Source organism: Natrinema sp. H-ect4 (genome assembly GCF_041894845.1).
Lineage (GTDB): Archaea > Halobacteriota > Halobacteria > Halobacteriales > Natrialbaceae > Natrinema.
The window spans coordinates 87,356-100,560 of sequence record NZ_JBHDYC010000010.1; the positions used below are offsets into that span (position 1 = coordinate 87,356).

A 13,205-nucleotide genomic window follows, 5' to 3' on the forward strand; every position below is an offset into this window, starting at 1 on the left:
ATGGTCGACGCGACGGGCACCACGTCGATCGTGTTCGCGCTGTCGACCGGGATCGCGACGTTCTTCTCCCCGTGTGCGTACCCGCTCCTGCCGGGGTACGTGGGCTTTTACGTGAGTCAGACCGACGGCGAGCGGGCGTCGCTCGGCGGTGCGTTGAGCCGCGGCCTGCTCGCGGGGCTCGGCGTCCTCGTCACGTTTACCGCCCTGCTCGGGGCGACGTTCTGGGTCGGCCAGTCGACGCTGTCGTCGATCAAGTGGTTCGAAGCCATCGCCGGCTTCGTCCTGATCGGCTTCGGCGTGTTGATCGTCCTCGAGCGCGCGCCGTCGCTCACGATTCCGCTCCCGAAGCGCCGCTCGAGCACGCTCGGCTTCGGGGTCTTCGGCGTCGGCTACGCGCTGGCGTCGGCCGGCTGCGTCGCGCCGCTGTTCATCAGCGTCGTCACCCGCGCGTTATCGCTGTCGACGACCGACGCGATGGTCCTCCTGGGAACGTACGTCGGTACCGTCGTCGTGCTCATGATCGCGTTGACCGTCGCGACGGGGATGGGGCTCGTCGCCGGTGCCGGCCGGTTCGCGGCCTACTCCGGCCTGCTCAAGCGGATCGCGGGAGTCGTGATGATCGCCGCCGGGATCGGGCAACTGTATCTCGCGATCGTCGTTTTCGAGTTGCATCACGCGATCCTCGAGTTGCTCTGACGCCGACGCTCGCAGCGCGACGATTCGGCCCGGAATTCAGCGGTCCGATCGACCGATCGGGTTCCGCGTGAAACGAAACGAATTGGTCTCAATCATCCCGAAACGAGTCGGCTCTTTATGTCCGACTGTGTGCTGCGAGAAGCGCATGAGCCGGTATCGTTGCCCGAACTGTCTCGAGGGGTCGGGAGAAGAAGCGGATCGATCGGTGACCGATGCGGGGTTGAAGCGTCGCTTCGAGTGCCGGAACTGCGGGCACGGGTGGGAGGTGGTGTTCTGAGGAAGTCCGATCGACGCATAGCCGGCAGGCAACGGCAGGTCAGGGATGTATCCGGGCGTCGCTCCAACGGATAGTCAACCGATGTATCAGGATATACTCCTTGCGACGGACGGGAGCGACGCGGCCCGTCGGGCGACCGATCACGGGATCGAACTCGCGAATCAACTCGACGCGACCCTGCATGTCCTCTCGGTGTCGGAGGACGGCCCGCATGCGGAGGACCAACAGGATCGCCTCCGAAACGATCCGGAGGAGGCGGCCGCCGCGGCCGCCACGGAGGCCGAGGAGTCGGCGACTCGCGCGGATGTCGACGTAACCACGGACATCCGCCACGGCGTCCCCCAAGAACAGATCGTCGACTTCGCGGAGACGAATCCGGTCGATATGATTATCGTTGGGACGGCCGGCAGATCCGGGCTCGATCACCTCATCTCGGGCAGCGTCGCCGAGGAAATCGTCCGGAACGCGCCGGTCCCGGTCCTCACGGTTCGAGAGCAATCATAACAGTGCAGTCATAACGACCTCCGAATCCGGTGGTGAGTCCGCCTACTCTCCCGCGACGCGCGGGTACGAGATCCATAGTTATCTTGCGGGAGAGCGATCCGGCCGGTATTGTGGCCCCTTTCGTGGCTGCTTGCTCGGCTCGTGCTCTCGGTCGTCCGATACCCGCTCGTTCGGTACCCGATCGTCCGACGATTCACCGAGCAGATGTCGATCAGACTGGATGGTACCGACCCGGGGCGCAAGACCTGAATCGGGCCAGACTGGAGGTGACCGCTGGGTGAGCGATGGTACCGCAACCGTCGTCGGTGACGCCCCTTGCGTCCTGGTCGTCGGCGATTCTGCTGCCGCCGACGATGCGATGGAGACGCTCGCCGCCCGGTTCGATGGCGCTTCGCTACTCAGGGAGCGAACGCTCGAGGGGGCCCGTGAGCGACTCGCCGACCGCGAGGTGCACTGTCTCGTCTGCCCGTTCGTCCCGGCCGACGACGGACGATCGGAACCGAGCGGAACGTTTCTCGAGCGTCTCGCCGCCGGAGCCGACGACCGGCCGATCGTGGCCGTCCTCGATGGCGACGACGCCGACCGTACAGACCGTGCTGACTGCGTCGACGGCACAGACCCAGACTGCGCCGACCGCGCGCTCGCGGCGGGAGCGAGCGACGTCGTCGCTCGTGACGAATCCCCGACGGTGCTGACCGCTCGAGTGAGAAACGCGGCCGAGCGAGCGCGATTCCGTCTGGCCGCGGCGGAAACCGATCTGCGCTACCGATCGATCCTCGAGAGCGCCGGCGCGGTCGTCTGGGTGCTCGACGCGGACGGCGACATCGAGTACGCGACGCCGGCGGTCGAGTCGCGGATGGGGTACACGCCGACCGAACTCGAGCGAACGGCGATTGACCGGCTCGTTCACCCGGACGATCGGGCGGCGGTTCGTGAGACGCTCGCTTTCGTGACCGACGCGCCGGTTGGGACGACCGACCGCGTGACGCCGCGGCTCGGCCACGCCGACGGCACGTGGCAGGTTTCGGAACTAACCCTCACGAACCGGCTCGCGGATCCGACCGTCGAGGGGGTCGTCGTCACCCGAACCGGTGCGGGCTCGGCGGCCGATTCGGCAATCGATGACGGGATTCGCGCGGGCGTCGACCGGCTCGCGGACGCGTTTTTCACCCTTGGCCCGCGGGACGAACTCCGGTATGCGAACGACGCCGCGATGTCGCTGTTCACCGGCACCGATACCGGTATCGGCGGGGGAACTGGGACCGAGACGAGCACTGCGGAGCGCTCGAGCGACCGCGCCGACCCGATCGGAACCGTCGTCTGGGACCTCCTTCCCGACGAGCTCGGCGAGGCGCTCTACGACGGCGTTCGAGCGGCCGAGACGACGGGCTCCGCTGAGACGCTCGAAACGGCCCTTCCTCCACTCGAGGGGCGACTCGCCGTCACCGTTACCCCCGGTGACGACGGTGTCTCGGTCCACGCGCGGGAACAGCCCCCCGATGCCGTGACCGCGGTGACTGAAGACCGCCTCGAACTCCTCGAGTCCGTCGTCGACGCGCTCGACGACGGGATCGCCGTCCTCGAGGGGACGACGGTTCGGCTAGCGAATCCGGCGCTGCTCGATCTCGCCGATGCGGACGCGCTCGTCGGACGGGAACTCGAGGACGTGTTCGCCGACGACCTCGCGACGACGATTCGGGAGCGCGCTCGATCACCGGTCATCCGGTGGATGGATCCGATTTCGGGTGTTCTCGAAACCGATGCGTCACCGGCGGTCGACGTCTTCGTCGCGCCACTTTCGGACCCCGATCGAACGCTCTGTGTCGTCCGCGACAGGCGCGGCTCTCGAGGGGCCGCCCTGTCGTCGATCCGACGCGCGCTCGTCGCGCTCCGCCGGGCCGAGACGCCGTCGGCCGTTCGAGACGCCGCCACGGGTGCCGTCCGGGAATTGGCCGGCGCTGACGTAGCCGTCTGGTATCGCGCCGAAGACGATCGCTTTCGTCCGGCGACGGTCGCGGCGGCGGAGCGCATCGGTGGCGACGAGCGCTCGCTCGAGCCGCCACCGATCGATCCCGACGGGAGCCCGCTGTCCGATGTTCTCGAGAACGAAGGAGCGATTGCTCAGGCAGACGATGACGGAGCGGCCGATCACCCGGAGACCGGTGGACTGACAGTCTACGAGCGGGCGGACTTGGCGGGTCTCCTCGAGCGCGCTGGGCTCCGGGCCGAGCGAGTTCTCGCCGTCCCGGTCGCGAACCGTGCCGTGGTCCTCGCGACCAGTACTGAACCGATGGCGTTCGACGGACTCGAGTCGGACCCGATCGATGCGGTGTCGGACGCCGCGACCGTCGCCCTCGAGTCACTCGAGCGTGCCGACGGCCTCCGGGCGTCCCGGCACGAGCAAGACCGCCTCGAAGCCGTCGTCGAGCGGACGGAACGGGTGTGGGACGCGGGGCAGTCGATACTGGCGGCCGACACGCGCGAGGCGGTCGAGCGACGGCTCTGTGAAGCGATCGTATCCCTGGACCCGCTCGAGTCGGCCGGCGAAATAGGGCTCGCGTGGGTCGGTCACGCGGACGACGGTCGCAAACGAGTCGTCCCGTCGACGTGGGTCGGCCGCGACGGCGAGTTCCTCGAGTCGACGACCGTTCCCCTGGAGACTGATGTCGGTGCGCCGACGGAAGCCGCGGCCGCGGCGCGCGAGCCGGTCGTCCTCGACGACCTCTCGATCGATCGGCGCGAGCAGACGACCGAGGACCAGTCGTGGCGACGGCGGCTCCTCGAGCGAGGATTCCGGTCCGCGCTCGGCGTGGCGCTCACCGCTGACGGGGTCCGATACGGGACGCTGACCGCGTATGCGAACCGACCGTCGGCGTTCGACGATCGAACTCGCCGCGCCTGTCGCCACCTCGCTTCGATCGCCGGGGCTGTGATCGGGGCGATCGAGACGAAACGCGCGTTGCTCGCCGATCGGATCACCGAACTCGAGGTCGTCATCCGGGACGACGCCGAAGCGCTATCATCGATCGCCCGCGGCATCGATCGACCACTCGACGTGCGAGCGATCGTTCCGCGGTCGTCGGGCGGATCGACGGTGTTCTGTACGGTTGACGGGGGCGATGCGGACGCGATCCAAGAGACGATCGGATCGCTGTCGGCGGTCGACGCGATTTCGATCGTCGACCGCGACACCGGCGGGACGGTCCTCGAAATCGGCCTGCGGGAACCCACCGTCGCGCGAGCGATCGCGGAGCACGGTGGGATCCTCCGATCCGTCACGCCGGTTGACGGTCGCTGCCGGCTCGTGATCGAACTCGGCGACCCTGTCGACGTTCGCTCGTTCCTCGACCACCTCGAGCGGGCCCATCCCGGCACGGAACTGGTCGCTCGCCGGAAACGCGATCGATCGCCCCGGCCGGTGCGCCCGTTCGACGATCTGAGCCAGCACCTCTCAGAGCGACAGCGACGGACGCTCGAGGCGGCCTACTACGGCGGCTTTTTCGAGTGGCCGCGCGAGCACACCGGCGAGGAGGTGGCCGAGTCGATTGGGATCTCCCAGCCGACGTTCAGTCGCCATCTCCGGCTAGCCCAGCGAAAACTGTTCGAACTGCTGTTCGACGAACTCGAGGCCGATTGAGACGGTCTGCTGTCCCGATGTACCGGCGCGTGTCCCGCGATGTACCGGGTCAACTGCAGCGATGTACCGGCGCATATGCCGATGTACCGGGTCGACTGCAGCGATGTACCGTTGCGATCGCAGGACGGTTCGCGGTCGCGCCGAAACTGACTGACAGCAGTCCGTACGAGCCGCCACCACCCGGTATCATCCCGGTATTTCCGTCTTACTTCGAGCCGTTCGAGTCGGTAATATCGTCTTTCCGCCGGTTCCAATGCCAGTCAATACGTCGACAGATGAATATAGATTGAGCGGCGACCCCGATTCGTTTCCGTATATAGCGCCCACGATCATATCTTCGGCTCCTAATGAGGCATTCGATGAGTGCGTTCGAGGTAAGACGTAATTACGCCGGTCATCTCTCCGGATGGCGGATGAATTCGTGAGCATCGATATCGCCGACGCCGAGGAGGGCGTCGAGAAAGTCACCGATGCCGATCCCGAGACGAGCGTCGAGGGAGTCACCGACGCCGGGGAGCCTCTCGAATCGATTCGCGACGCGACCGGTGACCGGTCGGGCGTTCGATCGGAAGCCGACGGCGGGATCGTCGCTCAGCTTCGACTCGACCACCCGAAACTGTTCTTGCGCCCGACGATTCGGCACGCGTCGGACGTCACCGTCGAACCCGACTACTGGACCACCGTCGAGCCGGGTCGGACGCTCGTGTTCGTTACCGTCTACGGCACCGCGTTCGACGCGTTCGAAACCGCCCTCGAGACGGATCCGACGGTCACCGACCCCGTCCTCGTCGATCGCTACCCCGACAGACGAATCTACCGGGTCACGCGTACCGACCGCACGACGACGTTCACCGCCGAGATCGCCGACGTCGGCGGCCGCCTGCTCGACCTCTCGAGCGCTCGAGACGGCTGGCAGGTGCAGCTTCGGTTCGCCGACCGGGATCGACTCGTCGCGTTCAATGAGTACTGTCGTGACCGTGAAATCTCGGTCACCGTCGATCACCTGCGCGTCTCCGACGACGGCGACGACGGCGTCGTCGCGCTGACGGCGAAACAGCAGGAACTGCTCACCGTCGCCTACGAGGAGGGCTATTTCGACGTCCCGCGTGGCATCTCCCAGAACGAACTCGCGGATCGACTCGACGTCTCGAAGTCGGCCGTCTCTCAGCGACTGCGGCGGGCGATTGGCGAACTCTGTTCCGCGACCCTCTGCTGACTCGGATCCGGCTATTGACGCAGCGATCTCTCGAGTACCCACTCGTTTCGATCGATTCGACGGCTCGAGCCACAGTTGCGAGAAAAAGCGAATTAGCGATCGGATCGATAGCGCTCGACGACGCGCGAGCGATCGCCGTCGACCGCGGACGGCCGGACCAGTATCGTGTCCGTTACGGTCGGGTCGTTATTCGTCGGAGTCGTCGGACTCGTCTTCTTTCATCGAGCCCAGTTGGGAGACGAGTTCGTCCGTCGAGACGTCGGATTCGAACGACATTTCCCCCTTGTGTTCGTGTTCGTGGACGTTGACGGCTTCTACGTCCTCATCGTCCGTGCTCTGGTCCTGTTGTTCGGATTCATCGTAGCTACCAAAACCCATACGCGTACAACCCGGTCCACCGCAAAAGGTGTGGCGGTTCGAGCCACCGTCCCAGCGGGTCGGCCCATCGCGCGTCTCCCGGCGTCTCGGTTCAGAACACCGTCTGCGATCAGGGTTTCGTCACACCGCGACCGACCGCCGAAACATCGTTGTGTGTTATAGTAGCCACTGCAATTCATTGCACGCCTGATTGACTGACAGCTGTCCGATCAGTGTGTGAATCGTTTCAGTGGCTACTATACGTTGGGAACCGCAGCGACTGTTTTCCGTTCCTACGTCAGTTGGGGGTCGCTACCGCTCGTTCGACGTCCCATACTCGAGTGCCGATTCCCTGTTTGTTCGGCGTACTTTTGAGACCGATGTGATAGTTCGAACGTTTTCCGAGGAGAGAGCGCCTCAAACCGACAGTTCGTGTCCGATATCGAGTTGCGGTTCCGTTCGACTGTGCGGCCGACAGTCGCCGCAGTCGACAGCCAGCGGTGGAGTACCCTGTGACTACGGTGCTCAGTAGTCCGTCTATAGTAATGGGTTCAGGAGGTTTGACTTCCTCTCATGGTTGCGTACCGTTCGTCGTCTCGACCAGTTGCTGCGAGCCAGCAGCCCTCCACGATACTTCTATCGCAGTGTTCGGGGGCAGGCAAGGCGTTGTCTCGTCAGCGGAAATCGAACCCGTGTCCGGACCGCGCGCGCACTCCGAGCGTCCCGACGGGTGGTGACTAACAGATGTGTGGAATCATCGGCCGCGTCGGAGACGGCAGCGCCCTCGAGCCGCTGCTGACCGGGCTGGAAAACCTCGAGTACCGGGGCTACGACTCGGCGGGCGTCGCCGTCCAGAACGGCTCCGGCATCAACGTCGAAAAACGCTCCGGGAAGGTCAAGGAACTAAAAGAATCGATCGGTGAACCGCTCGACGGTGAAGTCGGAATCGGGCATACCCGCTGGAGTACGCACGGGCCGCCGACCGACGCGAACGCCCACCCGCACACGGACGAGAGCGAGGATGTCGCAGTCGTCCACAACGGGATCATCGAGAACTATGTCGAACTCAGGGAGCGATTGGCCGAAAACGGGTACGTGTTCACGAGCGACACTGACACCGAAGTCATTCCGCATCTCGTCCAGTACTACCTCGACGCCGGCTTCGACAGCGAATCGGCCTTCAGGCAGGCGATCGACGAACTCGAGGGCAGTTACGCCGTGACCGCGATGGTGACGGGCGAACACGTCCTCTACGCGGCCCGGCAGGGCTCCCCACTCGTCGTGGGGATGGAAGACGGCGAGTACTTCCTCGCGAGCGACGTCCCGGCCTTCCTGGAGTACACGGACAGCGTGGTCTACCTCGAGGACGGCGACGTCGTCATCGTCGACGATGACGGCGTCGAGTTCACCGATCTCAAGGGGAATCCGATCGTGCGCACGTCCGAGACGGTCGAGTGGGATCCCGAACAGGCCGGGAAAGGCGAGTACGATCACTTCATGCTCAAAGAGATCAACGAGCAGCCGACATCGTTGACCCAGGCGCTCGAGGGGCGGATCGATTCCCTGAACGGCCGGATTTCGCTCTCCGATTTCGAACCGGGAACGTTCGACGATGTCGACAGCGTTCAGTTCGTCGCTTGCGGCACCTCGTATCACGCCGCCCTCTACGGCTCGCTCGCGCTGAACCAAGCGGGGGTGCACTCGACCGCGTTGCTGGCCAACGAGTACAGCGTCTCCGCGCCGCCGATCGACGACGACACGCTGGTGATCGCGGTTACCCAGAGCGGCGAGACGGCCGATACCCTGAACGCGCTCCGCCAGGCCGCTGCCGAGGGTGCTCGCACGCTCACCGTGACCAACGTCGTCGGTTCGACGGCCGCTCGCGAGGCCGACGACACCCTCTTCATCCGCGCCGGACCGGAGATCGGCGTCGCCGCGACGAAGACGTTCTCCTCGCAGGCGGTCATGCTCACGCTGCTCGGCCAGCGCATCGCCGATGACGTCCGGGGCGAACCCCCGGCCGACCTCGAGTCGCTGTTGCCGGCGCTCGAATCGATGCCCGCCAAAATCGACGACCTCCTCGAGTACTCGAGCGCCGAGGCGATCGCCGACAAGTACAGCGGGAGCGAGGCGTACTTCTTCATCGGTCGCGGGCTCGGCTTCCCCGTGGCGCTCGAGGGGGCCCTGAAGTTCAAGGAAATTACCTACGAGCACGCCGAGGGCTTCGCCTCGGGCGAACTGAAACACGGCCCACTGGCGCTGGTCACGCCCCAGACGCCGGTGTTCGCGATCTTCACCGGACAGGAAGACGAGAAGACGCTGAAAAACGCCGAGGAGGCACAGACCCGCGGTGCACCCGTCATCGCGGTCTGTCCCGACGGCCACCCCGCCGTCGAGGTGGCCGACGAACACCTGCGGATTCCCGACACCGATCCCGATCTGGCGGGGCTGGTCGCGAACGTTCAGCTCCAGCTCGTCTCCTATCACGCCGCCGACCTGCTCGACCGGCCGATCGACAAACCACGAAACCTCGCCAAGAGCGTTACCGTCGAGTGACGCAGCACAGTCGACTGCGACTCAGACGCGATTGACGCCGCTCGCGCTCGAGTCCTCCCTTCCCACGTCTTTCGAATTGTCCCAGTCGAGTCGCCCCACTACCCGACGCAGTCGAGTCGCTGGGCTCGTGCGTCGATTCGTTTGTACTCAAACGTCCGTCTCGAGATGGCGTTCCTCTCGGTCATCGATACAGAACATCGTCTTCGGATAGCAGCGCCGTCCCCAATCAGCGGGTAAACCGATCGATCGGTCTCGAGTAGGGGTCTCGAGGCCGCAGGACGCGAAACCACCCCCGTAGTCTCGAATCCACACGGCGTCGGTCGTGACGACCCGTACTCGAACGCTGTCGGAATCGAACGTGGAGGGTCACTGTGGCGATCGAGTCACGGTGACGGCGTCACCGATGTCGTGGGTATCGACCGATACCCTCCAAGTAGTCTAGGTGTTCGCCACTGCATAAAGGGTACACCTGATTGCTCCGGGCGGCCGAAACGTCCGGCTGCGCTCGACCGCGACGGGAAGACGAACTATCAGTTCGCAGGCAATTACGACAGATCGGATCGCGGCCCGCCGTCACCGATCCCGGTCGACCGTTTCACCGGGCGCCGTGGTCGCGCCGGTCGCGAGTTTCAGCCCGGGCGTCAGACTCGTGTTGATGCCGGTCTTCGCCCCGTCTCCCGCGACGACGCCGAACGTCCGTCGGCCGGTCGAGAGTCGTTCGCCCTTGACCGTAAACGAGACGTCCGCGTCGTCGTGGCGGCGATTCGCCACCGTCGTTCCCGCACCGAAGTTGACGTTCCGACCGAGGATGCTATCGGCGACGGCGGAGAGGTGGTTCACCGATGCTCCCCGCGAGAGGACGCTGTTTTTCACCTCGACACCGTTTCCGATCGAAGCGCCTTCACCGATCACCGTCGCGCCCCGGACGGACGCGTTCGGGCCGACGGTGGCCCCCGACCGGAGCAGCACGGGTCCCTCGATCACAACGCCGGGCTCGACCGTCGCTCCCGCTTCGACCACGACCCGCCCCTCGAGGTGAGCCGCGTCGCTGACCGCGCCGTCGATCCGGGGCTCGAGTTCGCCGACTTTCCACTCGTTGGCCTCGAGTAGTTCCCAGGGACGGCCCACGTCCAGCCACCGGTCGAGCGTGATCGGCGTGACCGAATACTGCTCGATGACCCGCGTGAGCACGTCTGTGATCTCCCGTTCGCCCCGTTCGCTCGCGGGCACCTCGAGCCACTCGCGGGCGTCCGCCGGGAAGGCGTAGGCTCCGGCGTTTGCGAGGTTCGTCGGCGGATCGTCGGGCTTTTCGACGATGTCCGTGACGGTGCCGTCGGTCGTACTCAGGACGCCGTAGTTGCGGGGGTCCGACACCTCGGCGGCGCAGACCGCCGGACACGCGTCGAACAGCCGATCGATGGCGGCAGGATCGTAGAGGTTGTCCCCGTTCAACACGGCGAAGGGGCCGTCGATGTGTTCGCGGGCTGCGTCGACGGCATCGGCAGTCCCCGTCTGGGCTTCTTGGACGGCGTAGGAGACCGGGACACCGCGGTACTCCTCACCGAAGTACTCCCGGACCGTCTCACCCTCATAGCCGACGACGAGCACGATTTCGTCCGCGCCGGCGTCGATGGCGGCGTCGGCCGTGTGCGCGGCCAGCGGCCGGTCGGCGACGGGCAGCATCGGCTTGGGACGGGACGCGGAGAGCGGCCTGATCCGCGTCCCCTCACCTGCCGTGAGAAGGATGGCTTTCATCGAATCGACGTACGCTGATCCGGCGGATAATTATAGATCAGTTACAGTGGTCGACTCGAGCGACGGTTGGATGCATCCCGAGCGATAATTGGATGCGTCCCGAGCGGCGGACCGATGCGTCGCCGATCCGATTCCGCGACTCGATTCGGCGACCCGTTTCGGCACTGAATCCGAACCGGATCGGATCCGGATAGTTCCGAATCGGGTGGGGTCCGAGTGATCGATACGACAGTCCCGGTTCGGTCGCTCCGGGACGACGAACAGTAGGCCGGAAACCGGGCCGAAATACGATATTTCGTTTCGGTAATACTGTATTTCTCTCGAATGCGGGCCTAATACGTTCGATATCTGGAGTGTTTCGATGGGGGATCAATCGCCGCCGGCAGCGCGAACGGCCGCTCGTCGCGTCGATTATGCGGTCTATAGTAAATACCGTTCTGTGGGTACGACCTGTTGATGTCGACGGATCCATCCGCGAACTGGACGCCAATGACGTCCGGCCAGCAAACGACCGCCCCCCGATGTGTCAACTGTGGCAACCAGGTAACTCGACAGTTCGCTCGCGTCTTCGGCGACAACCGCGACGTCGTCCACGCCTGTCCCGACTGCGCGACGTACCGCGAAATGAAGACCTCCGATTTCATTCCGAAAGAAGCCAGATAACCCGTTCATAACACCCGTCTCGGGCGCTCCACCGTCGGCCGGGCAGGTCTCGCCGATCAGTTGCCGCCGTCGTCACTCCCCCCTCGTCGCGACGGCTTCGGTAACGAACGCCTGCGCGTCCTCGAACAGCGCCTCGGCGTCGGCCGCCGACCGCGCCTCCGCCGTGACGCGGATCAACGGCTGCGTGCCGCTGGCGCGAAGTAGGAACCAGCCGTCATCGGTCTCGACCCGAACGCCGTCGAGCGTATCGATTTCGTCGTATCGCTCGTTTACCCCCTCGCTGACGTCGGCCATCACCGTCGCCTTCGCTTCCACTTCGATCGACGTTCGCCGGATCGGATACCCCTCGATGTCTCCGACGAGTTCGGAGAGCGCCCCTCGTTCGGCGACCAGTTCCACCAGTTTACACGCCGCGAGCGGGCCGTCCGGACACAGCGTCTCCTCGGGCCAGATCCACGCACCGCTCGGTTCGCCGCCGAAGACGACATCGGCCTCCGTCGTCCGCTCCGCGACGTACACGTCCCCGACCTGCGTCCGCGTCAACGACGCGCCGACGTCGGTCAGCGCGTCGTCGACGGCCAGACTCGTGTCGACGGGGGCCGCAACCCGATCGCCCGATCCCGCCGCCTCTCGAGCGAACAGGGCCAATAACGCGTCCTTCGGGACGAAGGTCCCCGTCTCGTCGACGGCCACCATTCGATCGGCGTCGCCGTCGTGAGCCACCCCCAACTCGGCGTCCGTTTCCGCGACGAGGGTCGAGAGCGTCTCGAGAGTTTCTGCTGTCGGCTCGCTCGGCCGGCCGGGGAAAGAGCCGTCCTCCTGCCCGTTGAGCGTCCGAACCCGACAGCCGAGGTCGTCGAGCACCGATGCCGTCACGCCGCCGGTCCCGTTCCCGATATCGACGACGACGTTCGGCGACCGCTCGAGGTCCACCGCTGACTCGATCGCGTCCGCGTGGTGGTCCCGAACGCCGTCGCGACGTGTTCGGTCGCCGACCCCGTCCCATGTGGCCAGTCCGTAGTCGTCCTCGCGGATCCGTCGTTCGGTGGCCGCGCGCTGGTCGGGACCGAAGGCCTTCCCCGACGGGGTCCAGAGTTTGAGCCCGTTATCGGTCGCTGGGTTATGCGAGGCCGTCACCACGACCCCAGCATCGGCCTCGAGGTGGTGGACCGCACGGGCGATCGTCGGCGTGGCCTCGACGCCGACTTCGACGACGTCGGCACCGCACTCGCGCAGTCCCGCGCCGACCGCCTCGACGAGCATCGAGCCGCTCTCTCGAACGTCGCGGCCGATGACGACCCGGTCGTACCCCTCCGAGGCGACGGCGCGGCCGACCGAAAGCGCCAGCGCCGCCGTCACCTCGTCGCCCACCCGCCCGCGAATACCGCTGGTTCCGAACATATCGGTTCCTGAGGTGGGCTACCGCCTTACTATGCACGGGTTACTGTCGTCCGCTGCGCGCTCCGTTACCGGGTCCACAGCGGCCCGTTCCGTGTCACCTCGAGCGGTCGTCGACGGTCGATCCGCGGGGTGATCACTGCGGG

Annotated in this window: 9 protein-coding genes; 6 read left to right on the plus strand and 3 right to left on the minus strand. The window is 65.6% G+C overall.

The window, feature by feature from the left end; all coding sequences use genetic code 11:
- The 4 genes from ACEWFR_RS14350 to ACEWFR_RS14365 all read left to right on the plus strand — a co-directional run bounded on the left by ACEWFR_RS14350 (position 1) and on the right by ACEWFR_RS14365 (position 6,330).
- A complete protein-coding gene (locus ACEWFR_RS14350; RefSeq protein ID WP_374061698.1) occupies positions 1-696 on the plus strand; it encodes a cytochrome c biogenesis CcdA family protein in 696 nt (231 codons plus the stop codon).
- Positions 697-1,054: 358 nt separating this feature from the next.
- Positions 1,055-1,477, plus strand: coding sequence for a universal stress protein (locus tag ACEWFR_RS14355; protein WP_374061699.1), 423 nt, complete (start codon positions 1,055-1,057; stop codon positions 1,475-1,477).
- Positions 1,478-1,754: 277 nt separating this feature from the next.
- Positions 1,755-5,114 (plus strand): bacterio-opsin activator domain-containing protein, encoded by a 3,360-nt coding sequence (locus ACEWFR_RS14360; RefSeq protein WP_374061700.1) that lies wholly within the window; start codon positions 1,755-1,757, stop codon positions 5,112-5,114.
- Between the two features lie 406 nt (positions 5,115-5,520).
- Positions 5,521-6,330, plus strand: a complete 810-nt coding sequence (locus tag ACEWFR_RS14365; RefSeq protein WP_374061701.1) for a helix-turn-helix domain-containing protein — start codon at positions 5,521-5,523, stop codon at positions 6,328-6,330.
- A gap of 186 nt (positions 6,331-6,516) precedes the next feature.
- On the opposite strand, the gene ACEWFR_RS14370 is transcribed toward ACEWFR_RS14365, so the two are convergent.
- Positions 6,517-6,708: a DUF5786 family protein gene (locus ACEWFR_RS14370; RefSeq protein WP_374061702.1), complete on the minus strand. Its 192-nt coding sequence runs from the start codon at positions 6,706-6,708 to the stop codon at positions 6,517-6,519.
- Positions 6,709-7,431: 723 nt separating this feature from the next.
- On the opposite strand from ACEWFR_RS14370, the gene glmS reads away from it, so the two are divergent.
- Positions 7,432-9,243 carry a glutamine--fructose-6-phosphate transaminase (isomerizing) gene (glmS, locus tag ACEWFR_RS14375; RefSeq protein WP_374061703.1) on the plus strand — a complete coding sequence of 604 codons (1,812 nt, stop codon included), beginning with the start codon at positions 7,432-7,434 and terminating at the stop codon, positions 9,241-9,243.
- A gap of 573 nt (positions 9,244-9,816) precedes the next feature.
- Here glmS and glmU read toward each other — a convergent pair.
- Entirely contained in the window at positions 9,817-10,998 is a 1,182-nt protein-coding gene (gene glmU / locus ACEWFR_RS14380) for a bifunctional sugar-1-phosphate nucleotidylyltransferase/acetyltransferase (protein ID WP_374061704.1), read from the minus strand.
- A 456-nt stretch (positions 10,999-11,454) separates the two neighbouring features.
- Between glmU and ACEWFR_RS14385 the strand changes: the two genes are divergently transcribed.
- A complete protein-coding gene (locus ACEWFR_RS14385; protein ID WP_066296984.1) occupies positions 11,455-11,661 on the plus strand; it encodes a hypothetical protein in 207 nt (68 codons plus the stop codon).
- Positions 11,662-11,733: 72 nt separating this feature from the next.
- On the opposite strand, the gene glmM is transcribed toward ACEWFR_RS14385, so the two are convergent.
- Positions 11,734-13,062, minus strand: coding sequence for a phosphoglucosamine mutase (glmM, locus tag ACEWFR_RS14390; RefSeq protein ID WP_374061705.1), 1,329 nt, complete (start codon positions 13,060-13,062; stop codon positions 11,734-11,736).
- Positions 13,063-13,205 lie beyond the last annotated feature (143 nt).